Origin of the sequence: Actinocrispum sp. NPDC049592 (assembly GCF_040675465.1) — a bacterium.
Lineage (GTDB): Bacteria > Actinomycetota > Actinomycetes > Mycobacteriales > Pseudonocardiaceae > Kibdelosporangium.
Window position 1 is genome coordinate 80,484 of the sequence record NZ_JBFAPA010000007.1, and the last position, 24,266, is coordinate 104,749.

28 protein-coding genes are annotated in these 24,266 nt (G+C 69.7%); 10 read left to right on the forward strand and 18 right to left on the reverse strand.

Translation table 11 applies throughout. The features are described 5' to 3' along the window. Nucleotides 1-71: 71 nt before the first annotated feature. Both AB0J95_RS19275 and AB0J95_RS19280 read left to right on the forward strand, forming a co-directional pair. Nucleotides 72-674 (forward strand): TetR/AcrR family transcriptional regulator, encoded by a 603-nt coding sequence (locus tag AB0J95_RS19275; protein WP_364759953.1) that lies wholly within the window; start codon nucleotides 72-74, stop codon nucleotides 672-674. Between the two features lie 14 nt (nucleotides 675-688). Further along, entirely contained in the window at nucleotides 689-1,621 is a 933-nt protein-coding gene (locus AB0J95_RS19280) for an LLM class F420-dependent oxidoreductase (protein ID WP_364759030.1), read from the forward strand. Nucleotides 1,622-1,681: 60 nt separating this feature from the next. On the opposite strand, the gene AB0J95_RS19285 is transcribed toward AB0J95_RS19280, so the two are convergent. The 7 genes from AB0J95_RS19285 to lpdA form a co-directional block, all read right to left on the reverse strand. Further along, on the reverse strand, nucleotides 1,682-2,557 hold the full coding sequence (locus AB0J95_RS19285; RefSeq protein ID WP_364759033.1) for a hypothetical protein: 876 nt from the start codon (nucleotides 2,555-2,557) through the stop codon (nucleotides 1,682-1,684). A gap of 238 nt (nucleotides 2,558-2,795) precedes the next feature. Then, nucleotides 2,796-3,779, reverse strand: a complete 984-nt coding sequence (locus tag AB0J95_RS19290) for a hypothetical protein (protein ID WP_364759036.1) — start codon at nucleotides 3,777-3,779, stop codon at nucleotides 2,796-2,798. 151 nt (nucleotides 3,780-3,930) lie between these two features. Further along, a complete protein-coding gene (gene lipB / locus AB0J95_RS19295; protein ID WP_364759039.1) occupies nucleotides 3,931-4,677 on the reverse strand; it encodes a lipoyl(octanoyl) transferase LipB in 747 nt (248 codons plus the stop codon). Then, nucleotides 4,674-5,288 carry a phosphatase PAP2 family protein gene (locus AB0J95_RS19300; protein WP_364759042.1) on the reverse strand — a complete coding sequence of 205 codons (615 nt, stop codon included), beginning with the start codon at nucleotides 5,286-5,288 and terminating at the stop codon, nucleotides 4,674-4,676. The genes lipB and AB0J95_RS19300 overlap by 4 nt, the downstream gene beginning before the upstream one ends. Further along, the gene (locus AB0J95_RS19305; RefSeq protein WP_364759045.1) at nucleotides 5,285-6,175 is read right to left on the reverse strand and encodes a TIGR01777 family oxidoreductase; all 891 of its coding nucleotides are present in this window, start codon (nucleotides 6,173-6,175) and stop codon (nucleotides 5,285-5,287) included. Before AB0J95_RS19305 ends, AB0J95_RS19300 begins: the two co-directional genes overlap by 4 nt. A gap of 93 nt (nucleotides 6,176-6,268) precedes the next feature. After that, nucleotides 6,269-8,062: a 2-oxoglutarate dehydrogenase, E2 component, dihydrolipoamide succinyltransferase gene (gene sucB, locus AB0J95_RS19310; RefSeq protein WP_364759048.1), complete on the reverse strand. Its 1,794-nt coding sequence runs from the start codon at nucleotides 8,060-8,062 to the stop codon at nucleotides 6,269-6,271. 40 nt (nucleotides 8,063-8,102) lie between these two features. Beyond that, nucleotides 8,103-9,473 carry a dihydrolipoyl dehydrogenase gene (gene lpdA, locus AB0J95_RS19315; protein ID WP_364759051.1) on the reverse strand — a complete coding sequence of 457 codons (1,371 nt, stop codon included), beginning with the start codon at nucleotides 9,471-9,473 and terminating at the stop codon, nucleotides 8,103-8,105. 184 nt (nucleotides 9,474-9,657) lie between these two features. Here lpdA and AB0J95_RS19320 point away from each other — a divergent pair, with 184 nt between their 5' ends. Next, the gene (locus AB0J95_RS19320) at nucleotides 9,658-9,993 is read left to right on the forward strand and encodes an oxidoreductase (RefSeq protein WP_364759053.1); all 336 of its coding nucleotides are present in this window, start codon (nucleotides 9,658-9,660) and stop codon (nucleotides 9,991-9,993) included. A 159-nt stretch (nucleotides 9,994-10,152) separates the two neighbouring features. On the opposite strand, the gene AB0J95_RS19325 is transcribed toward AB0J95_RS19320, so the two are convergent. After that, nucleotides 10,153-11,625 (reverse strand): leucyl aminopeptidase, encoded by a 1,473-nt coding sequence (locus AB0J95_RS19325; RefSeq protein ID WP_364759056.1) that lies wholly within the window; start codon nucleotides 11,623-11,625, stop codon nucleotides 10,153-10,155. A 213-nt stretch (nucleotides 11,626-11,838) separates the two neighbouring features. On the opposite strand from AB0J95_RS19325, the gene AB0J95_RS19330 reads away from it, so the two are divergent. Genes AB0J95_RS19330 through gcvT form a run of 3 tightly spaced genes read left to right on the forward strand, consistent with a single transcriptional unit; the run spans nucleotide 11,839 to nucleotide 14,673 of the window. Next, nucleotides 11,839-13,080, forward strand: coding sequence for an amino acid permease (locus tag AB0J95_RS19330; protein WP_364759059.1), 1,242 nt, complete (start codon nucleotides 11,839-11,841; stop codon nucleotides 13,078-13,080). Nucleotides 13,081-13,123: 43 nt separating this feature from the next. Beyond that, nucleotides 13,124-13,576 carry a DUF2269 family protein gene (locus AB0J95_RS19335; RefSeq protein WP_364759062.1) on the forward strand — a complete coding sequence of 151 codons (453 nt, stop codon included), beginning with the start codon at nucleotides 13,124-13,126 and terminating at the stop codon, nucleotides 13,574-13,576. Nucleotides 13,577-13,587: 11 nt separating this feature from the next. After that, the gene (gene gcvT, locus AB0J95_RS19340) at nucleotides 13,588-14,673 is read left to right on the forward strand and encodes a glycine cleavage system aminomethyltransferase GcvT (protein WP_364759065.1); all 1,086 of its coding nucleotides are present in this window, start codon (nucleotides 13,588-13,590) and stop codon (nucleotides 14,671-14,673) included. A gap of 395 nt (nucleotides 14,674-15,068) precedes the next feature. Here the strand turns inward: gcvT and AB0J95_RS19345 are convergent, their stop codons facing one another. Further along, nucleotides 15,069-15,356 carry a hypothetical protein gene (locus AB0J95_RS19345; RefSeq protein ID WP_364759072.1) on the reverse strand — a complete coding sequence of 96 codons (288 nt, stop codon included), beginning with the start codon at nucleotides 15,354-15,356 and terminating at the stop codon, nucleotides 15,069-15,071. Between the two features lie 74 nt (nucleotides 15,357-15,430). On the opposite strand from AB0J95_RS19345, the gene AB0J95_RS19350 reads away from it, so the two are divergent. Beyond that, complete coding sequence (locus tag AB0J95_RS19350) at nucleotides 15,431-16,519, forward strand: branched-chain amino acid aminotransferase (RefSeq protein ID WP_364759075.1); 1,089 nt, start codon at nucleotides 15,431-15,433, stop codon at nucleotides 16,517-16,519. A gap of 9 nt (nucleotides 16,520-16,528) precedes the next feature. On the opposite strand, the gene AB0J95_RS19355 is transcribed toward AB0J95_RS19350, so the two are convergent. The 3 genes from AB0J95_RS19355 to AB0J95_RS19365 form a co-directional block, all read right to left on the reverse strand. Beyond that, entirely contained in the window at nucleotides 16,529-17,233 is a 705-nt protein-coding gene (locus tag AB0J95_RS19355; protein ID WP_364759078.1) for an adenosylcobinamide-GDP ribazoletransferase, read from the reverse strand. 181 nt (nucleotides 17,234-17,414) lie between these two features. Next, the gene (cobT, locus tag AB0J95_RS19360; protein ID WP_364759081.1) at nucleotides 17,415-18,446 is read right to left on the reverse strand and encodes a nicotinate-nucleotide--dimethylbenzimidazole phosphoribosyltransferase; all 1,032 of its coding nucleotides are present in this window, start codon (nucleotides 18,444-18,446) and stop codon (nucleotides 17,415-17,417) included. Between the two features lie 12 nt (nucleotides 18,447-18,458). Further along, nucleotides 18,459-18,986: a bifunctional adenosylcobinamide kinase/adenosylcobinamide-phosphate guanylyltransferase gene (locus AB0J95_RS19365; RefSeq protein ID WP_364759084.1), complete on the reverse strand. Its 528-nt coding sequence runs from the start codon at nucleotides 18,984-18,986 to the stop codon at nucleotides 18,459-18,461. A 62-nt stretch (nucleotides 18,987-19,048) separates the two neighbouring features. On the opposite strand from AB0J95_RS19365, the gene AB0J95_RS19370 reads away from it, so the two are divergent. Beyond that, on the forward strand, nucleotides 19,049-19,249 hold the full coding sequence (locus AB0J95_RS19370) for a hypothetical protein (protein ID WP_364759087.1): 201 nt from the start codon (nucleotides 19,049-19,051) through the stop codon (nucleotides 19,247-19,249). Between the two features lie 45 nt (nucleotides 19,250-19,294). Here the strand turns inward: AB0J95_RS19370 and AB0J95_RS19375 are convergent, their stop codons facing one another. From AB0J95_RS19375 to AB0J95_RS19395, 5 genes are all read right to left on the reverse strand, one after another. Beyond that, nucleotides 19,295-20,281: an aldo/keto reductase family protein gene (locus AB0J95_RS19375; RefSeq protein ID WP_364759090.1), complete on the reverse strand. Its 987-nt coding sequence runs from the start codon at nucleotides 20,279-20,281 to the stop codon at nucleotides 19,295-19,297. 214 nt (nucleotides 20,282-20,495) lie between these two features. Then, entirely contained in the window at nucleotides 20,496-21,260 is a 765-nt protein-coding gene (locus AB0J95_RS19380) for a maleylpyruvate isomerase family mycothiol-dependent enzyme (RefSeq protein WP_364759093.1), read from the reverse strand. After that, entirely contained in the window at nucleotides 21,257-21,577 is a 321-nt protein-coding gene (locus AB0J95_RS19385; RefSeq protein ID WP_364759096.1) for a sigma-70 family RNA polymerase sigma factor, read from the reverse strand. Before AB0J95_RS19385 ends, AB0J95_RS19380 begins: the two co-directional genes overlap by 4 nt. After that, entirely contained in the window at nucleotides 21,484-21,795 is a 312-nt protein-coding gene (locus AB0J95_RS19390; protein WP_364759099.1) for a sigma factor, read from the reverse strand. The genes AB0J95_RS19385 and AB0J95_RS19390 overlap by 94 nt, the downstream gene beginning before the upstream one ends. Nucleotides 21,796-21,847: 52 nt before the next feature. After that, nucleotides 21,848-22,480 (reverse strand): DUF3043 domain-containing protein, encoded by a 633-nt coding sequence (locus AB0J95_RS19395; RefSeq protein WP_364759102.1) that lies wholly within the window; start codon nucleotides 22,478-22,480, stop codon nucleotides 21,848-21,850. A 57-nt stretch (nucleotides 22,481-22,537) separates the two neighbouring features. On the opposite strand from AB0J95_RS19395, the gene AB0J95_RS19400 reads away from it, so the two are divergent. Then, entirely contained in the window at nucleotides 22,538-23,548 is a 1,011-nt protein-coding gene (locus tag AB0J95_RS19400) for a glycerate kinase (protein WP_364759105.1), read from the forward strand. Between the two features lie 90 nt (nucleotides 23,549-23,638). Further along, the gene (locus AB0J95_RS19405; RefSeq protein WP_033390186.1) at nucleotides 23,639-24,004 is read left to right on the forward strand and encodes an iron-sulfur cluster assembly accessory protein; all 366 of its coding nucleotides are present in this window, start codon (nucleotides 23,639-23,641) and stop codon (nucleotides 24,002-24,004) included. 48 nt (nucleotides 24,005-24,052) lie between these two features. On the opposite strand, the gene AB0J95_RS19410 is transcribed toward AB0J95_RS19405, so the two are convergent. Next, on the reverse strand, nucleotides 24,053-24,223 hold the full coding sequence (locus AB0J95_RS19410) for a hypothetical protein (RefSeq protein ID WP_364759108.1): 171 nt from the start codon (nucleotides 24,221-24,223) through the stop codon (nucleotides 24,053-24,055). Between the last annotated feature and the right edge of the window lie 43 nt (nucleotides 24,224-24,266).

The following is a 24,266-nucleotide window of genomic DNA, read 5'->3' on the forward strand; positions in this document are numbered from 1 at the left end:
GTCAACATACCACGGGTACGTACCGTCGGTATGTCGTAATCTTGTGAGGGAGGTGACAGGTGGCCGCGATGATGCGTTCGAGACGCACCGACTACTCGGAGTCGACCAAACAGGCACTGGTCGACTCCGCGGTCGAGTTGTTCACCAAGCACGGCTATGCCGCCACCTCGCTGGACGCGATCGTGAAGCGCTCCCGGGTCACCAAAGGCGCGCTGTACCACCACTTCAGCGGCAAGCAGGCGCTGTTCGAGGCCGCGTTCAACCAGGTCGAGACCCGCGCGATGGAACGGCTGAACAAGGTCATCGTCAGCGAGGGATCGCCGTGGGAACGCGCGATGGACGGCGTGCAGGAGTACATCCGCGTCTGCCTCGACCCGTCCTACCAGCGGCTGGTGGTGCGCGAGGGACCGGTCGTGATGGGCCTGGAGCGCTGGCGCGAGGCCGAGGAGCACTTCAGTTACGGGATCGTGCGGCACGTGCTGGAGCAGCTGATGGAGGCGGGGGAGATCAACGAGGTGCCGGTCGAGGTCACCGCCCGGATGATGTTCGCCGCGCTGTCCGCGGGCGCGAACATCATCGCCGAGGCGTCCGACCCGAAGAAGGCCAGCGCCGAGGTGTTCACCGCGCTGATCAACATGATCGAAGGAGTCCGCTGCACCAAGCGCGACGGCTAGTTAGTTTGGACGGCGTGGAACTAAGGATCTTCACCGAACCCCAGCAGGGCGCGTCGTACCTGGATCTGCTCAAGGTCGCGCGTGCCGCGGAGGACGCGGGCTATGACGCCTTCTTCCGCTCGGACCACTACCTGGCCATGGGCGCCCGCTCCGGCCTGCCCGGTCCCACCGACGCGTGGGTGACGCTGGCCGGCCTGGCCGTGCAGACCAGCCGGATCCGGCTGGGCACGCTGATGTCCCCGGCGACGTTCCGGCTGCCCGGGCCGCTGGCGATCAGCGTCGCGCAGGTCGACCAGATGTCCGGCGGGCGGGTGGAGTTCGGCTTCGGCAGCGGCTGGTTCGCCGACGAGCACAAGGCGTACGGCATCCCGTTCCCCGAGCTGAGCGAGCGGTTCGACATCTACACCGAGCAGCTGGAGATCATCACCGGTCTCTGGTCGACGCCGATGGGCGAGCGGTTCTCGTTCTCCGGCAAGCACTTCGAGCTGACCGACTCCCCGGCGCTGCCCAAACCGGCCCAGCGCCCCCGCCCACCCGTGCTGGTCGGTGGCGTTGGCGCCAAACGAACCCCCGCGCTGGCGGCCAGGTTCGCCGACGAGTTCAACATCCCCTTCTACGGCATGGACATCGCGGCACCCCAGTTCGAACGCGTCGACGCCGCCTGCCGCGCGATCGGCCGCGACCCGGCGGGCATCATCCGCTCGACCGCCCAGACCGTCTGCGTCGGCTGGGACGACGCCCAGGTGGCCCGCCGGGCCGAGAACATCGGCCGCAGCGTGGCGGACCTCAAGGCCGGCGGCCTGGCCGGCACCCCGGCGGAGGTCGTGGACAAGATCGGCCAGTGGGTCGAGAAGACCGGCGTCACCCGTGTCTACCTCCAGGTCCTCGACCTCGCCGACCTGGACCACCTGGACCTGATCGCCGCCGAGATCGCCCCCCAGCTCTGACCCGCTCGTGAGTGTTTTCGGTCGTTAGAACGACTGAGAACACTCACGAGCGAGGTGGGGTCAGCAGTGGCGGGTGAAGGTGGATGCGCGGGTGGTGGCACCGGTGCGTTGGGTGAAGGCGAGGGTGCCGTCGTCGGTGAGGCCTGCGGCCTGCAGCGGGTCGCCCCAGCCGTCGGCGGTGGCCAGCACCTGCTTGACGCGCGCGTGCTCCCAGACCGTGAGGTTCTGCCGGGAGTTGGCGTAGTCGTTGACGACCCCGGCGGTGGTGTAGCCGGAGTCGATGACCATCGACGTGCCGGTGGTGTCGTAGGGGAGCGCCTCGCCGGTGTCGAGGTGGAACTCCGTCCAGGTGTCACCGTGGCCGGTGCGCGCGAGCACACGGTTGTTGCGCAGCCGCTCCGGCAGCACGGTGGGGTTGTTCTTGTCGGCGGGCTCGACCTTGGTGACCGTGCCGGACGGCGACCACACGTACGCGTCGTAGCCCCACGCGTTCCGGTAGGCGCCGTAGACGAGGGCGCGGCCCTGCTCGTCGATGTCGGCCGCGTAGGTCCACGCGTAGTCGCCCGGCAGGGTGATCACCCGCGGGGCGCCGCCGGATCCGGGCCACACGACGATGTCACGGGACTTGCCCGTGGGCTCGACCATGCCGACGGCGTCACCGGCGTTGTTGACCGCCAACGCGTACGAGTTGCCCTTGTCACCGGGGAACGGCAGGTACGCGTACTGGCCGTTGCGGTACACGATGGCCTGGCGGTCGTCGCTGAACCCGGCCCAGCCGACCGCCACGCCCGCCGAGTTCACGTCCTTGAGCGTGGTGGCGCGGTCGAAGGCCAGACCGATCTCCTCCGCCTGCCCCGCGTGCCAGCGCACGGTCGTCCGGGGGCGGTCGCCCCACATCTCGCCGACCGCCCAGCCGTTCTCCGCCGCGGCGGACACCGTGGAAAAACCGGTTCCGGGAAGTAATGGCAGATCCGTCCGGCTCCAGGTGCAATCCGCGGCCGGTGCCGCATTTGCCGGTATCGCGCACGCTAAAGCGGCCGCGAGCGTGACTGTCAAGAGCCGGAATGGCCTAATGATCATCGGTGTCCCCGGTCTGATAAGGGCAGAACGCGGGGAGCGTAGCGCACAGCGGATGGCCGGTCCATGCGAACCGGTCACCCGCGGGCGAAACTATTTACTTGCAGGTCCACTTGTAGGTGGCGGCCCGCATGCCGCCGCCGGAATAAATCTGCGCCGTGATCACGCCGTCGTCGGTGATGGCGGTGGGAACGGCACCGTCGAATTCACCGCCCAGAATCGTCTGGGTGAAGTCGCCGTACACGCCGATCTGGTATTTGCCGTTCAGCTTGACGCGGTTGGTCATCTGGCGGGACGAGTTGATGTACACGTTCCCGGCCTCGGTGCTGTTGTCCACGGCGAAAAGGAAGGCGCCGTCCAGGTTCCACTGGGTGGTCCGCCAGGTGACGTTCCCGTCGGCCGAGCTGGTGCCGACGATCTTCCCGCCGCCGATCCGGTGGGGGTTGATGGTCCCGCCGCCGTTCGGGTCCACGACCTGCCGGACCTGGCCGTTCGCCTGGCGCACCAGGGACACGAACCCGGCGCCGCCGGCGGCCTGGGCCTGGAACAGGATGTTGCCCTGGTCGTCGATGTCGAGCGGCACCAGGTAGGAGTACCCGGCCGGCATGGGGATCCGCTGGGCGGTGCCGGGGTCGGCCGCGGACCACCGCGCCGCATCGGTCTGCCCGTTCTTGGTGTGGCCGAACCCGACGACGTCACCATTGTTGTTGATGGCCGTCAGCTGCATATCGCCGAGCCAGTCCGGCAGGGCCGGCTTTTTCACCGAGCGGTCCGCGTACACGATGGTGCCCTCGGAGCTGATCGCGACACCGGACGAGTTCACCCGGTAGAGCCGGCCCTTGCCGAGCGCCTCGAAAGTGCCGTCCGGACGCCACCGGATCTGCCGGACGACGGACTGGGAAGGATCCGTCGAACCGACGATCCAGCCGCCTTCGGCGGCATCGGTCACGTACTTGAAAGCGGGCGAGGCCAATTCTTTCAACTGCCACGAGCACGACTCGGCATTGGCCGGCAAGGCGGCGGGCAAAACCATCGAAGTGACCAGTGTGCTGAGCGCGGCAAGGCGCAGCGTGTTGCGCATGTTCTTGTTCCCCCCCGGAAACGGTCCCGGCTACTTTCTTCTGACATGAAGGAAGACGGGCCGGTCAGCGGGAGGTTCGTCGAGGCCGTGAACTCTTTTTCAAGATGGTCCCTTTGGTGCAACCACGTGCACCAAAGGGGCTCCGGACACATCAGGAACGGGGCTGCAGGGCGAAAGTGACGCCGGGGGTCTCGGGCTGCTCGGCGCGCGGCAGCCAGCGGTCGGTGACCGGCAGCGTGCCTTCCAGCGCGTCCAGCACCAGGTCGCGGGCCAGCGGCAGGACCTCGCTCACCGGGATGTCGCGGCCCAGCTCCCAGCTCAGCGAGGTGACACCGGCGTCGCGGATCCCGCAGGGCACGATCCGGTCGAACGCCGACAGGTCGGCGTTGCAGTTGATCTCGAAGCCGTGCATGGTGACGCCCCGCTGCACGCGGATGCCGATCGCGGCGATCTTGCGCTCCGGGCCGCGGTCGTCGGCGGGCAGCCACACGCCGCTGCGGCCCTCGACGCGACCGGTGGTCAGGCCGAGCCGCGCGCACACCGCGATCAGGGCCTCCTCGATCCGGCGCACGTACTGCACGACGTCGATCGGGTCGGCCAGCTTGATGATCGGGTACCCGACCAGCTGGCCGGGGCCGTGCCAGGTGATCTTGCCGCCGCGGTCGACGTCGATCACCGGCGTGCCGTCGGCCGGGCGCTCGTCCGGGAGGGTGCGTTTGCCCGCGGTGTAGACCGAGGGGTGTTCGAGCAGCAGCAGCGTGTCCGGGCCGGCGTCCTCGGCGCGGGCCTCGGCCAGTTCGCGCTGCAGCTCCCAGGCAGCCAGGTAGTCGATGGTGCCGATCTCGCGCGTCGTCACGGGTTGCGTGGCGGCGCGGCAGGAGTTCTCCGCAACGATCACCCTCGAACTCTACGCTCCCGCGCGGGCAGCAAACCGAGCAGCACGCACACCACCAGGCCAAAACCCGTCACACCAATGGCCGCGCCGAGCACGTCCGTGAGCCAGTGCACACCCAGCATGATCCGCAGCGCCCCAGCAGTGGCCACAAGCAACACGGCCAACCCGATCACCCATGGCAACGCCTGTCGCGCGAACCACGCGCACAACACAACCGTCGTGAACGCGACGCACGCGACGGACACCGTATGACCGCTGGGGTACGCGTAGTCGGCGTAGACACGTGGGCGTGAACGGTTGAACACGTCCTTGAACAACGACACCGCACGGCACGCGAGCAGAACCACCAGGCACCGCAACAACACGCTCGCGGAGTGGTTCTGGTCACGCACCCACGCCAGGATCGTGAACCCCGCCAACGCGACGGCGACGACGATGGGCATCGTCGGGCCGAGGATGTTGGTGAACACGCCGACCGTCGGGTCGTTCACCCACTGGTTGCCGACCGCGTCCGCCAGATCGGCGTCAAAGAACGGCACCGTGTCCTTCACCCAGTACCCAAGCAGCAGGAAGACCGCGACCAACGCGAGACCCCACGCACCGGTCTTCTTCAACGCCTCGCCACCGACCCCAGCGCGGCATCGACCGCGTCGAACGTGAAGGTGAACCCGTTGTCCTGCAACACTTTCGGGATCACGCGCTGGCTCACGAGGGCGCCTTCGTCGGCCAGTTCGCCCAACACCGCGCGCAGCGCGAACTTCGGCACCACCCACGGCGCCGGCCGGCCCATCGCGGCCGAGAAGGCCTTGGTGAACTCGGTGTTCGTCACCGGGTTGGGCGCGGACACGTTGACGGGCCCGGAAATCGACGCCGTCGACAGCACATGCGTGATCGCGCGGATCTCGTCCTCGTGGTGGATCCACGGCATCCACTGGCGTCCATCGCCGAGCCGCGCGCCGAGCATGGCCGAGAACAGCAACCGCAACGGCCCCAGCAACCCACCCTGCTTCGACAACACCAAACCGGTGCGCAGGATGACCACGCGCGCACCCGCGTCCTGCGCGGGTTTGGTGGCGTTCTGCCATTCCACGCACATGCTCGACAGGAACCCGGTCCCGGGCGGCGCCGACTCCTCGACGATCTGGTCGCCCTTCTCGCCGTAGTAACCGACCGCGGATGCGTTGACCAGCAGGGGAACCCCGTGTTCGGCGACCGCGGCGGCGATCACCTCGGTCGGCTCGATCCGGCTGTCCGCGATCACCTGCTTGCGGGCCGCGCTGAGCCGGTTCAAGGTGATCGGCGCGCCGCACAGGTTCACCACCGCGTCGGCGCCGTCGAACGTGCCGTCCTCGATGCGGCCCGCCGGCGGGTCCCAGGTGCGCTCGTCGGGCGCCGCCGTGGCCCGGCGGACCATTCGCACGACGTCGTGACCATCACGGCGCAGCGCCGCGACGAGCTCGGTCCCGATCATGCCGGTGGAGCCGGCCACAACGACACGCATGCGCCCGATCGTAACGGCGCGAACGCCCGGAAACGGGATGGGGCTCCAGGACCGTGTCCCGGAGCCCCATCCACAGTGGACTCTTCGCTTGGTTTACCTCTCCAGACCCAGCTCCGACTCGAAGTTGCCCTCTTCCAGGCGGCGCTTGATGGTCGACAGGAAGCGGCCGGCGTCGGCGCCGTCGACCAGGCGGTGGTCGTAGGTCAGCGACAGGTAGACCATCGAGCGGATGGCGATGGTGTCGTCGCCGCTCGAGTCGGTGATCACCACCGGGCGCTTGACCACGATGCCCACGCCGAGGATGCCGACCTGCGGCTGCAGGATGATCGGCGTGTCCGACAGGGCGCCCGCGGTGCCCAGGTTGGTCAGCGAGAACGTGCCGCCGGCCAGCTCCTCGGGCTTGATCTTGTTCGACCGGGCCCGCGCGGCCAGGTCGGCGATCTTGTGCGCCAGACCGGCCAGGTTGAGGTCACCGGCGTCGTGGATCACCGCGTTGAGCAGGCCGCGCTCGGTGTCGATCGCGATACCCAGGTGCTCGGCACCGTGGTACGTGACCTCCTTGGCCTCCTCGTTGATCGACGCGTTCAGCTTCGGGTGCTGCTTGAGCGCCTCGACGGTCGCCTTGGCGAAGAACGGCAGGAAGGTCAGCTTGATGCCCTCGCGCTGCTCGAACGAGGACTTCGCCCGCTGGCGCAGCCGCGCGATCTTGGTGACGTCCACCTCGAACAGCTGGGTGAGCTGGGCCGAGACCTGCAGCGACTCGCGGGTCCGCTGCGCCACGATCTGCCGCAGCCGGGAGAGCTTCTCGGTCTTACCGCGCAGCGCCGACGCCTCGATCGGGGCGGCGGTGGGGGCCTGCGACGCGGCCGGGGCAGCGGCGGCGGGCGCCGGGGCGGGCTTCTTGGCCGCCTCGACCGCGGCGAGCACGTCCTGCTTGCGGATCCGGCCGCCCACACCGGTGCCGGAGACCTTCGACAGGTCGATCCCGTTCTCCGAGGCCAGCTTGCGCACCAGCGGCGTCACGTACGGCGCGTCGCCGCCACGGTCGTTGGTGGCCTGCTGCTGCGGCGCGGCCGCGGCGGGTGCGGGGGCAGGCGCGGGAGCCGGGGCGGGCGCGGCGGCCTGCTGCGGGGCGGGCTCGGGCTTCGGTTCCGGCTTGGGCTCGGGCTTCGGCTCCGGCTTGGGTTCGGGCTTGGGTTCGGGCTTGGGCTCCGGAGCCGGCGCGGCCTGCTGCTTGGGCGCGGCGTCCGCGGAGCCGATCACGGCCAGCTGGCCGCCGACGTCCACAGTGGAGTCCTCGGCCGCGGTGATCTCCAGCAGCGTGCCGGCGACCGGCGACGGGATCTCGGTGTCGACCTTGTCGGTGGACACCTCCAGCAGCGGCTCGTCCACCTCGACCGAGTCGCCGACCTGCTTGAGCCACCGGGTCACGGTGCCCTCGGTGACGCTCTCGCCGAGCTCCGGCATGGTCACCGGGGTGCCTTCGGCGGGACCGGACGACTGCGCGGGCGCGGCCTGCTGCTGCTCGGCGGCCGGCTGGGGCTCCGGCTCGCGGGCGGGCTCGGGCGCGGACTGCTCGGGAGCCGCCTGCTCGGCGGGCTGCTGCTCGGGCTGCTCGGGCGCCGGGGCGGACGCGCCGTTCGCGCCGCTGCCGTCACCGATCACCGCGAGCTCGGCGCCGATCTCGACGGTCTCGTCCTCCTGGGCGACGATCCGCTCGAGCACACCGGCGGCCGGGGACGGGATCTCGGTGTCGACCTTGTCGGTCGAGACCTCCAGCAATGGCTCGTCGACCTCGACGGTGTCGCCGACCTGCTTGAGCCACCGGGTGACAGTGCCTTCGGTGACGCTCTCACCGAGCGCCGGCATCTGGACGGAGAAGGCCATTGTTCTGCTTACTCCTCGTGCTGTTCAACCTGTGCCGGGATCAGCCGTGCACGTGCAGTGGCTTGCCGGCAAGGGCGAGGAAGGCCTCGCCGATGGCTTCGGTCTGGGTTGGGTGGGCGTGGATCAGCGGGGCGACGTCCTCGGGGTACGCCTCCCAGCCGTAGATCAGCTGGGCCTCGCCGATGAGCTCCCCGACGCGCTCGCCGACCAGGGTCATGCCGACCACCGGGCCGTCCGGGGCCTTGATCACCTTCACGCCCCCGGAGGTCTTCAGGATCTTGCTCTTGCCGTTGCCGGCCAAGTCGTAGACGAGGGTCTGCACGGTGCCGTACTTGTCCTTGGCCGCCGCCTCGGTCAGCCCGACCGACGCCACCTCGGGCTTGCAGTACGTCACCCGCGGGATGCCCGCCTCGTCGATCACCTTCGGGTTGAGGCCCTGGATCTGCTCGGCCACGAAGATGCCCTGCTGGAAGCCGCGGTGCGCGAGCTGCAGGCCCGGCACGATGTCGCCGACCGCGTACACGTTCGGCAGGTTCGTGCGCAGCCGCTCGTCGGTGAGCACGAAGCCGCGGTCCATCTTCAGGCCGGCCTCCTCGTAGCCCATCGCGGCGGTGTTCGGCCCGCGTCCAACCGCGACCAGCAGCAGGTCGGCCTCGAACTGCTCACCGGACTCGAGGTTCACGGTGACGGCGTCGGCGGTCTGCGTGGCGCCGGTGAACCGCACCCCGGTCTTGAACTTGATGCCGCGCTTGCGGAACGCGCGCTCCAGCTGCTTGGAGGCGTACTCGTCCTCCAGCGGGACCAGCCGCGGCAGCGCCTCGACGATGGTCACGTCGGCGCCGAACGACTTCCACACGCTGGCGAACTCGACCCCGATCACGCCGCCGCCCAGCACGACCACCCGCTCGGGCACGTAGTCGAGGTTCAGCGCCTGGTCGGAGGTGATGATCCGGCCGCCGATCTCCAGGCCGGGCAGGGTCTTGGCGTAGGAACCACTCGCCAGCACCACGTTGGTGCCGATGTAGCGGTCGCCGCCGACCTCCACGATGTTCGGCGCGACGAACTTGCCGGTGCCCTCGACCATCTGGACCTTGTTGAGCTTGGCCAGCCCCTGCAGCCCCTTGTAGAGCTGGGCGACCACGCCGTCCTTGTACGAGTTCACGCCATTGATATCGATGCCTTCGAGCGAGCTCTTGACCCCGAACTGGTCGCCCTCGCGCACGTTGTCGGCGATCTCGGCGGCATGCAGCAGCGCCTTGGTCGGGATGCAACCCCGGTGCAGGCACGTTCCGCCGAACTTGTCCTTCTCCACCACGATCACGGACAGGCCGAGCTCCGCCGCGCGAAACGCGCAGGCATAACCGCCCGACCCGCCACCCAAGATCACCAGGTCAGCGGAGGTGTCACTCACAGGGTCTCCTCGACAGCGACGTCTGCTTCGTCTGAAAGGGTGGTCCGCGCCGGTGGACACGGCCCGACCACACGCCATCTTGTCACTTCATCGGGCAGGCTTGCGAACTGGCCAGGTGTGGCGCGACCGCACTGGGTTGGACGGCGGAGAATGATCGGTGAAAGGTTGTCAGGGAGGTACCAAGGTGGGGATATTCGACCGGCTGCGCCGCAAGCCCAGACCCGGCCTGACCAGGACCGCGACGTCGAAGGACAGCGACCACCTGGCCGAATGGGCGCGTGCCCGCAGAGGTGTCGAGGCCTATGTGGAGCCCAGGACCAATGTGACCCACACGACTGTGGTTCTGGTCGCACACGACGGGGAATGGACCAGGAGGCGGATCGACAACGAGGACGCCGCTCGGTCCTTGGGCAAGAAACTGGGCATCCCCGTGTACGACGCCGCCATCGTCGGTTACCCGCAGCGCATGCGTGAATACACCAGCCGCAAAGCCGCCGAAGAGAAGCGCCGCCAGAACTGAGCCCGTTTCGCATTCCCCCGCATGTCCCCCGTTCACCGCCCCCGTGTCCCCCATTCACGGCCCCCGAGTTCGACGTTCGCGTTTCCGGCGCCGGGGATTTCGGGGGCGGCGAATGTGGGACACGGGCCCCGTGAACGGGGGACACGCGCCGGGTGAGGGTCAGCCGTTCTCGGCGATGTCGGCGAGCACGGCGGCGATGGTCCGGACGGGAACGCCGGTGCCGCCGCGAGTCGTGTAACCCCAGGCACTACCGGAGTTGTACGCGGGCCCGGCGATGTCGATGTGCGCCCACTGCAGGCCGTCGGCCACGAACTCACGCAGGAACACGCCCGCGGCGAGCATCCCGCCCCACCGCTGGCCCGTCACGTTGGCGAGGTCGGCCACGCGGCTGTCCAGTTCGGACCGGAGCTCCTCGGGCAACGGCATCGGCCAGCCGCCCTCGCCGACCCTCTGCGCGATGCCCGCCACGCGGTCGCGGAAGTCGTCCGAGCCCATCACGCCCGCGGTCCGCTTGCCCAGCGCGACAACCTGCGCACCGGTCAAAGTGGCCGTCTCAATGAGATAGTCCGGGTTGTCCTCGCCCGCGCGCACGATGGCGTCGGCGAGGATCAGCCGGCCCTCGGCGTCGGTGTTGAGCACCTCGACGGTCTTGCCGCCGTACATCGTCAGCACGTCGCCCGGGCGGTACGAGGTGCCCGACGGCATGTTCTCGGCCAACGGCACGGTCGCGATGATCTCCAGCGGGTACTTCAGCTTCGCCGCCAGGATCACCGAGGCGATCACCGCCGCCGCGCCGGACATGTCGGAGGTCATCTCCTCCATGCTGGCCGCGGGCTTGATCGAGATGCCGCCGGTGTCGAAGGTGATGCCCTTGCCCACCAGGGCGACCTTCTTGGCCGCCTTCGGGCCCTTGTACGACAGGCGGACCAGGCGCGGCAGCCGGGACGAGCCCGTGCCGACGCCCAGGATGCCGCCGTAGCCGCCCTTGCGCAGCGCCTTGTCGTCCAGCACCTCGACGGTCACGCCGGCGGCCTCGGCCAGCTCGACCGCCCGCGCCGCGAACGACGCCGGGAACAGGTCGTTCGGCGGGGTGTTGATGAAGTCGCGGGTGACGGCGACGGCCTCGGCGATCGCGGTGGCCGCCTTCAGGGTCGCCTTGTTCTCCTTGGAGTTCTCCGCGGCGAAGTCGACCCGGGCGACCGGGGCGGTGCCGTTCTCCGACTTGTACCGGGTGAACGTGTACGCGCCCAGCGCCGTGCCCTCGATGGCGGCCTGCAGGTCCAACGTGGACAGCAGGGTGTGCGCGCGCTTGACGTTGGTCAGCGCGCGGGCGGCGGCACCGGAGGCGCGGCGGACCTGCTCGGGGGTGATCTCCTTGCCCAGCCCGACGGCCAGCACGACATCCGCGCGCAGCCGGCCGAGTGTGGGCAGTTTCACGACCTCTTCGGCCTTGCCGGTGGCGCCGAGCGCGGCCAGCACCTCGGTCAGGGTGCCGTCGAACTGACTGTCGATGGCTTCGCTGCCCGGCGCCAGCTCGAAGCCGTCTGCCTGCTGCACGGTGCCGACGACGATGGCATTCGCCGTTGACTCGGTGACAGCGGAGTCGGACAGGGCGAGTTTGGGGGCGGTCACGGGCTACTCCTCATCGAACGGTTGATAGTGACGCATGCTAACGACCCTTGGGCTTGCCGGGGCAACGGCCGGGTGCCGGGATCTTCGCGGTTTTACCGGACACTGTGAACGGCGACCGCGACCATCGCTCACCCGCGGTAGCGGTTGGATAAAAAGAGTGAACCAACTGGCGATGTGTTGGTCGCGCGCCGGTCGGTCTGAAAGGGTTGCGTGGTGATCCGAGCCGCTGCCGGACGGCTGCGCGTTGCCGCCGGGGTTTTCCCTGGTCTGGCCGCGATGCTGGGTGCGGGGCTGCTCGCCGGGATCGCGCCCGCGGCCGGTGCGGCCGGCACGTGGTTGCTCGCCGGCTTGGGCTTGGCCTTCCTGACCGCGCTGTGCAGCGCGTTGTCCACTTCCGACCAGTCCAGGCGGTTCGCCGGGATCGGCGGTGGCTATCTGTACACCCGCCACCAGCTGGGCGTGCTGCCCGGGCGGATGGCCGGCGCGGCCGCGCTGACCGGCCGGATCTGCGCCGGAGCCGCGGTCGCCGGCACTTTCGGGGTCTACGTCGTCCCCGAACAGCCCGTCATCGCCGCCGTCGTGGTCACCGTCGCGGCGACCGTGCTGGACGCGTTCGGGTTCCGGCCGCCGCGCGGGCTGATAGTCGCCATTGTGATCGCCGTCCTAGTGGCGTTCGCGCTCGTCGTCGCGGTCTGCTTCGCGATCGCCCCGCCGCCCGCGCTGCCGTTGCCCCCGGACGTCGCGGGCGTGGACGACCCGACCGGCCTGCTCGTGGCGGCCGGCCTGATGTTCTTCGCGTTCCTCGGGTTCGAGAACGTCACCTCGGCAACCGAACCGCAGTACTCGGTGCGCCAGTCGCTGGTGGCGATCCCGGTGATCCTGCTGGTCACCCTGGTCGCCGGGCTCGCGCTCGGCGGGGCCGCGCTGCACCAGCTCGGCGGCGCACGGCTGGCGCTGTCGCCCCGTCCCCTCTACGACGCGATGGTGGCCGCGGACGCGGCCTCGCTGGCGCCGGTGATCGCCGCGGCCGCGGGCTTCGCCACCCTGCTGGGCCTGCTGCTGGCGGTCGGTTCGATCCGCCGGACCCTGGGCGCGATGGCCGAGTTCTCCGACGTCCCGCCGTCGCTGGCCAACGTCGGCCCGCGGGGCGTGTCGGCGCCGTCCGCGGTGCTCGGCGGAATCGGGATCGCGGTGGCCGCGGCCCTGCTCAACCCGCCCGAGGCGATTGGCGTGGGCGCCTGCCTGTTGTTGTTCTACTACGCGTTCACCAACGCCTCGGCGCGGTTGCTGATGGGCACCGAACGCGTGTGGCCGCGCCGGTCGGCGTGCTTCGGCCTGGGCCTTTCGGTACTGCTCGGAATGAACATGTCGGTGAAATACCTGGTCGTGGTGCTCGTCGTGATGGCGGTCGGCTGCGTTTCCGGCGCCATTTCGTCGCGCTATGCCAGGAGGTAGCGAAAAACCGGGATCTCAACGGACACGAGCCAGTGGGGTGGGCATGCGTGACTTACTGCTGTGGGGACACATCAGCTTCGCGATGATCTGGATCGGCAGCCAGATAGGGGTGCATTTCCTGTCGGCCAGGATTCGGAAAGCATCGCCGGATCTGCTGCTGGAACACATCAAAGGGGTGGAATGGCTCGGTAACCGGGTCCAGGGCCCGGCCGCTTTGCTGGTGCTGCTTTGCGGAATAGGACTGGTCATCGTCGACGAATACGGGTTCACCCGGTTGTGGATTCTGCTGGGGATCGTCGGGTTCGTCGTGGTGATGGGCATCGCGGGCGGTTACCTGGTCCCGCAGACCCGGCAGATCCTGCGACTGGCCGGTGAGCATGGGCTCGACGCGCCCGACGTGCAGGCCAAGATCGCGAGCGTGCTGCGCGTGTCGACGATCGATTCAGTGCTGATGATCTTGATCGTGCTCGACATGGTAGCCAAACCGACGTTGTAACGTCTGCGCACGTGACTGACCTTCAGCGTGGGCCGTTGCACGACCTGCAAGCGGGCCTTGATGCCACCTTCGCCCCGTTCGGCGGGTGGGAGATGCCGATCCAGTACAAGACCGGCGTCGTCGCCGAGCACACCGCGGTCCGCGAGGCGGTCGGCGTGTTCGACGTCTCCCACCTCGGCAAGGTCCGGGTCGCCGGGCCGGGCGCGGCCGAGTTCCTCAACCGCTGCCTGACCAACGACCTCGGCCGGATCAAGCCCGGCAAGGCGCAGTACACGCTGTGCTGCACCGACACGGGCGGCACCGTCGACGACATCATCGCCTACCTGGTGAGCCCCGAGGACGTGTTCCTGATGCCTAACGCGGCCAACACCGCCGCGGTCGCCCAACTGCTCACCTCAGCCGCACCGTCGGGTGTTTCCGTGAGCCCGGAGCACCGCCAGCACGCGGTGCTGGCCGTGCAGGGGCCGCGCTCGGCGGCGTTGCTGGAGTCGCTAGGGCTGCCTACGGAACTGGAGTACATGGCGTACGTGGACGCTTCGTGGCGCGGCGTCTACGTCCGGGTCTGCCGCACGGGATACACCGGTGAGCACGGGTACGAGCTGATCCCTGCATGGGACGACGCCCCCGCCCTGTGGGAGGCGCTGACCGCGGGCGGCGCGGTTCCGTGCGGCCTCGGCGCCCGCGACACCCTCCGCACCGAGATGGGATACCCGTTGCACGGCAACGAGTTGTCCCTGGAGATCAGCCCCGTGCAGGCCGGGTCGACCTGGGCGGTCGGCTGGAAGAAGCCCGAGTTCTGGGGCCGCTCAGCGCTGCTGGCCGAGCGCGAGGCGCCCCGCCGGCGCCTGGTGGGCCTCAAGGCGATCGAACGTGGCGTGCCACGGGCACACATGCCCGTGCTGAACGACGCGGGGGAGCGGATCGGCGAGACCACCTCCGGCACGTTCTCCCCGACGCTCAAGACCGGCATCGCCCTCGCCCTCGTCGACACCACCGCTGGGATCGAGCCCGGCGCCCACGTCGTCCTGGACGTCCGCGGCCGCCAGCTCACCTGCGAAGTCGTCAAACCCCCATTCGTGGACACCCACGTCCGCTGACATCACCCATCGGTGTGAAAGCCGTGCGAACGGCCCGTTCGCACGGCAAAACCCCAGGTGTGATGGTCAAACGGGATCGGGATTGGGCTGCGGAAGGGACGGCGCCTGCCTGGCGTGGCAAGCGCCGGGTGGAGGCGCGTGCCGCCTGCTTTGCCTTGGTGACTGAGGTGTGGGGTATCGGGAAGCGGCCAGCAGCAGTGTCGCAACGACCGCTAGAAACCGCCAAGCAACACCGCTGGGGCCATACGGATGCCCCGTGACACCTGTAGTTACCTCCGGCCGGTCATACCGGAGGGAGAGAAGCACGCACCCCAATCACCCACAAACCCGGCGCCTCTGGGTGGTCTGCCGCGCGGCGAGCGCTTCTCTTCTCAGCGCCGCTTCTTGTAGTGCCGCTAGAGGCTGGCCAGCGCGGCGATGAACAGGATTCCGGCGAGCACGATGGTCAGGATGAAGGGGCCGCCCTCGACGTCGCGGGGGAAGAACCGGCCGTGCTTGCGGCGCCACCACACGGCCCACCAGATGGCGCCGCCCAGGCCGAGGAACACGCCGAACACGTCCAGCCAGAGGTAGCCGACCAGCACCAGCAGGCCCGCACCGAACGGCATCAGCGCGCCCACCGCGGCCGCCCGGATGTCCGAGCCCCAGCCTGCGGTGACGGCGTTATTGCTGCTATCTGTCACGACTACACATAGTAGGACGTCCGATCCTCGGGAAGGCGATTTTCTGCGAGCGAAACGACGACTACCGTGCACCCATGACGTCTCTGCCGTTCACCCAGACCTCCAGCCCGGACCCGGCGACCCCGGAGCGGCTCGCGGAGGTATTGGCCGATCCCGGCTTCGGGCGGTATTTCACCGATCACATGGTGACCATCCGCTGGAGCGCCGACCAGGGCTGGCACTCGGCCCAGGTCGAGCCGTACCACCCCCTCACCCTTGATCCCGCGGCCACCGTGCTGCACTACGGCCAGTCGATCTTCGAGGGGCTCAAGGCCTACCGTCACCCAGACGGGTCCATCGCGTCCTTCCGGCCGGACGCGAACGCCGAGCGGTTCCAGAACTCCGCCCGCCGCATGGCCATGCCGGAACTGCCCACCGAACTGTTCCTCAGGTCCCTCGAGGAGCTCGTCCGCGTCGACGCCCGATGGGTGCCCGACCAGGAGGAGTTCTCGCTGTACCTGCGGCCGTTCATGATCTCGGACGAGTCCACGCTCGGCGTGAACCGTCCGGCCAACCACTACCTGTACTCCGTGATCGCCTCACCCGCGGGCGTGTACTTCTCCGGAGAGATCAAGCCGGTCAAGGTCTGGCTGTGCCGCGACTACGTGCGCGCGGCTCCGGGCGGGACCGGTGCGGCCAAGTGCGCCGGCAACTACGCGGCCTCCTTCGTCGCCCAGGCACAAGCTGTGGCCGAGGGCTGCGACCAGGTTGTCTGGCTCGACGCGATCGAGCGGCGCTGGGTCGAGGAGGTCGGCGCGATGAACCTGTTCTTCGTGTTCGGCGACCGGCTCGTCACCCCCGAGCTGTCCGGCTCGCTGCTGCCCGGCATCACCCGGGACAGCCTGCTCACCCTGGCCCGTGACCTCGGGTACACAGTGGAGGAGCGCCGGATCTCCACCGACGAGTGGGAGAAGAAGGCCGAGTCCGGTGAACTCACCGAGGTCTTCGGCTGCGGAACCGCCGCGGTCATCACCGCTGTGGGTTCGGTGAAGCACACCGACGGCGAGTTCACCATCGCGGGCGGACAGCCCGGCGAGGTGACCATGCGCCTGCGCAAGGCTTTGAGCGACATCCAGCGCGGCCTTGCCCCCGACCCGCACAACTGGCTGCACCGGCTTGCCTGAGGACCACCTCTAAAGGCAGGCGACGAGCAGCACCACAGTCGTTGTGAGCTCACAGGCGGCGCCAAGAACGTCGCCTGTGATGCCGCCCAACCGTTTACGCGTATGCGCTGAGAACACCACCAGGACCGCCGCGGCGACCAGCACCGCGAGCGGCCCCTGCCAGAACCGCCCCGGCACGGCGGGAACCGCCGCGCCGGTGAGCAGGACCAGCCAGCCGATCGGGACGAGCACTGGTTGCGTTCCCGCGACCAGTGCTCCCAACCCCTCCGGCCGGGCCGCGGGCACGCCTTCCCGGCAGCACCAGGAGAAAGCCGCGCGCCCGGCGGCGTACGCGACGATGACCAGTCCCCAGTGGACGGTCGCGAGCGCGGTCGCCTGGAGTCCGGACGCGACGATCAGGGCGACGACCGCGAACGCCCCGACCCCGCCCTCCTTCATCACCTGCAGGGCCCGTTCCGGTGGCCCGTAGCAGCCCAGCCCGTCGGCGGTGTCCGCGAGCCCGTCGAGGTGCATCCCCCGCGTCGCCAACGCGACCAGGCCAACGCACAGGAACCCGCCCAGCAACCCGTGCACGCCCTGCAGAACGGCAGCCACCAACGCCCCCAGCAGCCACCCCACCACGGGCGCCACCGCGATCGCGTTGCGAGCAGCCCGCCGGTCAACGACCCCCGCCCCAACCGGCAACACCGTCAACCAAGACAGCGCCAACCGCACCAGAACTCACCCCCAAACCCTCGCGTGTCCCCCGTTCCTCCCAGGTGTGTCCCCCGTTCCTCCGGCGCGTGTCCCCCGTTCGTCCACCCCGAGTTCTCCCTTCCTCCCGGCAACGGAGATTTCATGGCGGAGGAAAGGGGGACACGCGGGGGAGGAAAGGGGGACACGCGGGTGGGTGGGGTTAGGACTCGGCTACGCCGGCGGACTCGAAGGTCGCCATGTCGGCCAGGATCCGGGTCGCCGCGGCCACGATGGGCAGGGCGGTCACCGCGCCGGAGCCTTCGCCCAGGCGCATCTGCATGTTCAGGATCGGCTCCAGGCCGAGCTGCTCCAGGGTCAGCTTGTGCGCGGGTTCGGTCGACTGGTGACCCGCGACCCACCACAACCGGGCGCCGGGCGCCAGCTCCTCGGCCACCAGAGCGGCCGCACCGGACACGACCCCGTCCAGGATCACCGGCGTCTTGCGGATCGCCGCCTGAGCCAGGAACGCCGCCATGGCAGCGATATCCGCACCCGCGGTGGTCTGCAGCAACGCCACCGGGTCCGCGCTCACCTTGCGGGCACGGCGGAGGGCGTCCCGGATCGCGGCGGTCTTGCGCATCCACGTCTGGTCGTCGATCCCGGTGCCCCGGCCCACGACCGCGACTGGCTCCGCCCCCGTCAACGCGGCGACGAGGACCGCGGCCGGGGTCGTGTTGCCGATCCCCATGTCGCCCGCGATCAGCAGGTCCGCGCCCTCGTCCACCTCCTGGTCGGCGATCGCCCTGCCGGCCTCGACCGCGGCCCTGACCTCCTCGGCGGTCAACGCGTCCTCGCGGTCGATCGACCCGGAACCCTGACGCACCTTGAACTTCGACACGTCGTCGGCGGTGTCCGCACCCACCGACATGTCGACCACGCGCACGGTCGCCCCGGCCGTCGCGGCGAGCACGTTCACCGCCGCGCCGCCGTTCAGGAAGTTCGCGACCATCTGCGCGGTGACCTCGGCCGGGTACGCGGACACGCCGTGCGCCGCGACTCCGTGGTCACCGGCGAACACCACGACCCGCGGCCGTTCGAACGGCTTGGGCGGGCACTGGCCCTGGCACGACGCCACCCACACGCCCAGTTCCTCGAGCCGGCCCAGCGATCCGGCGGGCTTGGTCAGCCGGTCCTGCCGGGCGAGGGCGTCTCGCTTGGCGGACTCGTCAGGTGGCGACACGTACGGGAACACCCACAACCTCCGTTAACGCAACCGCATCGGGATACCGGCCACGAGCAGGAGGACCTCGTCACAGCGTTGCGCCAACGCGGCGTTGAGAGCGCCGAGCTCGTCGCGGAAGAGCCTGCCAGAGCGCGTCGCGGGCACAACCCCCAGGCCGACTTCCGAGCTCACCAGCACCACCCGGGCCTCGGTGGCGGCGACCGCCTCGACGAGCTTGGCGCCCTCCCGGCGGACCAGGTCGAGGCCCGCGCCCTCCCACGCCCCGGCGGCGTCCATCACGCCGGTGAGCCAGGTGGCGATGTCGTCGACGATGGCCGGGCCCTTGGCCACCCGGACCAGGTCGGCCAGCTCGCGGCTGGCCTCCACGGTCCGCCAGCAGTACGGGCGGCGGGCGATGTGGGCGTCGATCCGGGCCGTCCACTCCGGATCGCCCGGGTCGCGCCGGCCGGTGGCCAGGTACGTGACCTCCTCGTCGGCCGGCAACAACCCCTCGGCGTGCGCCGACTTGCCCGAGCGTGCCCCGCCCAGCACCAGTGTCCTGCGGCTCACATGTCCCTCACGTCGTCGGTGACATAGCCTCGGGCCAAAGTTACCCGGCTAGTGGAGTCACCGTGGACTATCGATGGCGCTGTCAGGACGCGCGCGGACGCGACGTCCCCGGTGACGAGACCCATTTCGCCACGCAGACCGACGCGGAGAGCTGGCTCAGGGACGTCTGGCAGGACCTGCTCGGCTCGGGTGTCGACCGGGTGACCCTGCTGCACGGCGAGGCCGAGGTCTACGGCCCCATGTCACTGCACCCCGCCTCTTGAGTGGTTGTACCGGTCAGCACAAGTACAACCACTCACGAGCCCTGATCAGGGGGTTTGGGTGAGGCGGGGGTCGGTGGTGATGACGTCGGCCAGGACGGCGTCGATCTTGTCCATCAGGTCCTGCTCGAGGACGTGACCGCCGGCCTGCACGTTCTCGGTGACCTGTTCGGGCCGGGACGCGCCGATGATCGCCGAGGCCACGTTCGGGTTCTGCAGCACCCACGCCACCGCCAGCTGGGCCATCGTCAGCCCGGCCTCCTCGGCCAGCGGTTTGAGCTGCTGCACGCGCTCCAGGACGTCGTCCCGCATCCACCGCGAGATCATGTTCTTCCCGGACGCGTCGGTGGCCCGCGAGCCCTCCGGCACCGGCTGGCCGGGCAGGTACTTCCCGCTCAGCACGCCCTGGGCGACGGGGGAGAAGACCAGCTGGCTCAGCCCCTCCCGCTCGGACGCCGGGATCACCTGCGGCTCGATCACCCGCCACAGCATCGAGTACTGCGGCTGGTTGGACACGAACGGCACGTTCAACTCACGCGCCAGCGCCGCACCCCGGGTGATCTGCTCGCCGGTCCACTCGGACACACCGATGTAGAGCGCCTTGCCCTGCCGCACCAGGTCCGCGAACGCCAGCATGGTCTCCTCCAGCGGGACCGTGCGGTCGAACCGGTGCGCCTGGTAGAGGTCCACGTAGTCGGTGCCCAGCCGCTTGAGCGAGGCGTTGGCCGACTCCAGGATGTGCTTGCGGCTCAGGCCCTGGTCGTTGGGACCCTTCGGCCCGGTCGGCCAGAACACCTTGGTGAAGATCTCCAGGCTCTCCCGGCGCTCGCCCTTCAGCGCCCGGCCGAGCACCGACTCCGCCGCGGTGTTGGCGTACACATCCGCGGTGTCGAACGTCGTGATCCCCGCGTCCAGCGCGGCCCGCACACACGCGTGCGCCTGCTCCTCCTCGACCTGCGACCCGTGAGTCAGCCAGTTGCCGTAGGAGATCTCACTGACCGACAGCCCGCTACGCCCTAAGCGCCGAAACTTCATACCCACAACTTAGTGGCACGATCCTTCGCAATGCTAAACAGATTGCCGGCGGCAAGCGGCAGGCGATATTGCTTGCCGCTACTTGCCCGAGGGGCCGGCTGGATCCTCGACAGCCATCTGCAGGATCTAGCGTTGAATGACGATGGCTGCACCCGCCGGGCCATCGCGCTGATCGAGGCAGTGCTCTGGCCGCCGGCCGCCGGCGCGTTGAGCCTCACCGGCCGGCGAGGCTCGCGGCGGCGGCGAGGACCTGGTGGCCCAGGGCCTCGTCGCCCCGGATGGTGACCTCGGCGTCAGCCGCCGAAAGGCGGTCGCCCATCAGCCGGCAGAACGCGAGCACGTCGAGTTCCAGCTCGGCGGCCGGGTCCGATGACCCCGGAACGAGCCAGGAACCGCCGCCCTCCCCGGTGAGCACGAGCCGCAGCGACCGTCCATTGAGGACGACCCCGCCCCGGACCGCCGCCGAGGGCAGGATTCGCGCGCCGAGGTCGGCGATGCGGTGGACGTGCTCGCCGGGCGGCGCGGGCAGGTCCCGGCCAACGGCGGCGGCGATGTCCCCGGCGTGCACCCAGGTCTCGAACGCCCGCGACGCCATGATGTCCGCCAACGGCATGGTGACCGGCCGCAGCGAGATGGGGTGGTCTCCGGGCAGGTCGGCCAGTTGGAGGCACAGCAGGGCCGCCTGGGTGCGCCAGAGGTCCCAGGTGTCGGCGGGCTGGCGGGTTCGTTCGCGGGCGACGGTCGCGTCCGTGCGGGTGTCGATGGTGTCCAGGGAGGGTGTTAGCCGCAGTTGGTCGGCCAGCAGGCTGTCGGTGGCGGCGAGGTGCGCGACCAGGTCGTGCACGCTCCAGTCGCCGTAGGCCGCGATGGTCGCCCAGTCCGCGGCCGCCAGCTCGCCGAGCAACGCGTCGAGCGCGGCCGCCATCGCCGCGTAGACCCGTCCGTACGACACCGTCGTACCGACCCCGATGCGCCTCATGGCCTGGCTCCCAGTTTGACCGCCAGCTGCCGCAGCCCCTGCCGCACGCGCGACTTCGCGGTGCCCTCGGGGATACCCAGCCGCACGGCCACCTCACGGTAGGTGTGGCCCTGCAGGTAGGCCAGCTCCAGCGGCTCACGGGTGAGGTCCGGCAACGCCGCCAGCGCGGAGCGGACCTGCTCGTGCGCCGCCGCCTCCAGCACGGCGTCGGCCGGGTCGTCGGTCAGCTCGGGGGTGGCCAGCCGCGGCTCGTTCGTGAGGTTGCGGTGCCGCTGCTCGGACCGGACTCTGTCAACCGCCCGCCGGTGCGCCAGCATGCCCAGCCACCCGCGCAGGTTCCCCGGCCGGGGTCGAACGACAGCGGCCGGTCCCAGAGGTACGCGAACACGTCCTGGGTGACGTCCTCGGCCGCGCCCGGATCCCGGATCACGCGCAGCGCGACCGTGAACACCATCCGCGAGTAGCTGGTGTAGACCTCGGCGAGCGCGTCCTCGTCCCCGTAGACGATGCGCCGGTGGACCTCCGCGTCCAGCATGGGCTCCCTCCCCACTGGGAAGAGCCGCCGCGCAGGCGCCAGATACGTCTGTCTAGTTCGGGATCGGGTCGCCCGGGCGGATGCGCGGCTTGGGGACGCGCAGCTTGCGGATCTGGCTGCTGCGCACGAACGCGTACCAGCCGATCGAGCCGCCGCGGACGGTCTCCTTGGGGAACTTCTGCCGCACCAGCTTGGCGATCCGCCGCCCGTTGACGATGCCCTCGAAGATCATCGCCACCAGCATGATCAGGCACAGCAGGGTGGCGTACTGCTGGACCACGAAGTTCGGCACGAGCAGGGCCACGAACACGAGGATCGCCAGCGGCATGAACAGGCCCAGCAGGTTGCGGCGGCTGTCCACGACGTCCCGGATGTAGGCCTTGACCGGGCCGCGGTCGCGGGGCATCAGGTAGCGGTCGTCGCCGGCCATCATCCGCTCGCGGCGTTCTTTCGCGGCCTCACGGCGCTCGTCCTTGCTGCCGCGGTTGCGGCGCATGGCCTCACGCGTGGTCTTGGGCGCGGGCGCGACCGGGCCGCGCTTGCGGGCCTCGGCGTCCCGGCGCTTGGGGGTCGCCCGGCCCTTGGCCGGGGTGAAGCCCTTGCGCGTGGACTCCTCGGCGCCCGGCTCGGCCTCCTCGACGGCGGCGTCCGTGTTCTCGGCTGAGTTGCGGCGTAGGAACCTCACAGTTACGTAGATTAGGACAAGGGCGTGGGCGTGTGTCCGGCGGATACGCTGCGACTTGTGCGCGTACTGATTGCTCCCGACTGTTTCGGCGGCACGCTGACCGCCCTGGAGGCGGCGCAGGCCATGGCCGAGGGCTGGCACACCGCCAAGCCCGCGGACGAGCTGGTCCTGCGTCCGCTCACGGACGGTGGTCCCGGCTTCGTGGACGTGCTGCACACAGTGCTCGGCGGCAGCCTGCACACCCTCGAGGTGACCGGCCCTCTCGGCGGCAGGGTCACCGCGAGCTGGCTCGAGCACGACGGAACCGGATACATCGAAAGCGCTCAGGCGAACGGGCTCCACCTGGTCCCCAAGCAGGACCGGCGCCCGTTGGACGCCACCACGCGAGGCGTGGGCGAGCTGATGGTCGACGCGCGTGCCGCGGGTATGAACAGGATCGTCATCGGCCTGGGTGGCTCCGCCACCACGGACGGTGGCCGAGGCATGTTGGAGGTTGCTACAGGAGCGTGGCCGGAGCTGATCGCCGCGACCGACGTCGAGAACCCGCTGCTGGGTCCGCACGGCGCCGCGCACACCTTCGGCCCGCAGAAGGGCGCGACCCCGGCGGATGTCGAGGAGCTGGAGAAGCGTCTTGACGCGTTCTCCGCCGAGGCCGGGCCGCGGTTCCGGGACGAGCCGGGGGCCGGCGCCGCCGGCGGGCTCGGGTTCGGCCTGTTCCTGCTGGGCGCCAAGCGGGTGTCCGGGGCCGGTCTGGTCCGCGAGCTGACCGGGCTGGACAAGGCGATGGCGGACGCCCAGCTGGTGCTCACCGGCGAGGGCAGCTTCGACTGGCAGTCGCTGCGCGGCAAGCTGGTCACCTCGGTGGCCGCGGGCGCGGCCGAACGAGGCCTGCCGACACTCGTTCTCGCAGGTCAGGTCAGCGTTGGGCGGCGTGAGGCGGCGGCCGCCGGGATCGAGGCGTCCTACGCCGTCGCGGACCACGCGGGCTCGGTCGAGGCCGCTTTCGCCGACCCGGCGGGCACCCTGTCGGCGTTGGCCAGGGACGTGGCGTCTCAGTGGTCGGCATGACAACTCCGCCCCAAGCGGAGTGTGTCACCATGGAATAAGACACGACGGCGGTGTGTTCGCACAGCCGTAGTCGGACTTCAAGGGAGTGCCATGACGACCGCGCAGGAGAACACGACCGAGGCGGCGACGACGCACGGCGTGACGTTGACCGATACCGCTGCGAGCAAGGCCAAAGCCCTGCTTGAGCAGGAAGGTCGCGACGACATGCACCTGCGTATCGCCGTGCAGCCGGGCGGCTGTGCCGGTCTGCGCTACCAGCTGTTCTTCGACGAGCGCGCACTCGACGGCGACCTGTACCGCGACTTCGGCGGCCTGAAGGTGGCCGTGGACCGGATGAGCGCGCCGTACGTCGAGGGTGCCGTGATCGACTTCGTCGACACGATCGAGAAGCAGGGCTTCACGATCGACAACCCGAACGCCACGGGTTCGTGCGCCTGTGGAGACTCGTTCCACTAAGGCTCGAAAACGCGAAGGGGGCCCGGTGCGGGCCCCCTTTCCGCGTGTTCAGACGTATTCGTCGAGGTCTTCCACCTGGGCCCGGCAGCCGTCGGTGACCTCCCAGGCGGGCGCCAGCCTTGGCACGAGTGCCAGCTGGCCGGCCGGGCGGAGCGATGACGGGATCTCGGCGCAGTCGGCGATCAGTTCGTCGAGCGTGTCTGCCTCGGTAGTACGCACGGTGCGTACCGTATTGAGCGAGGCTGCGGGTTGCCTAGAGGTA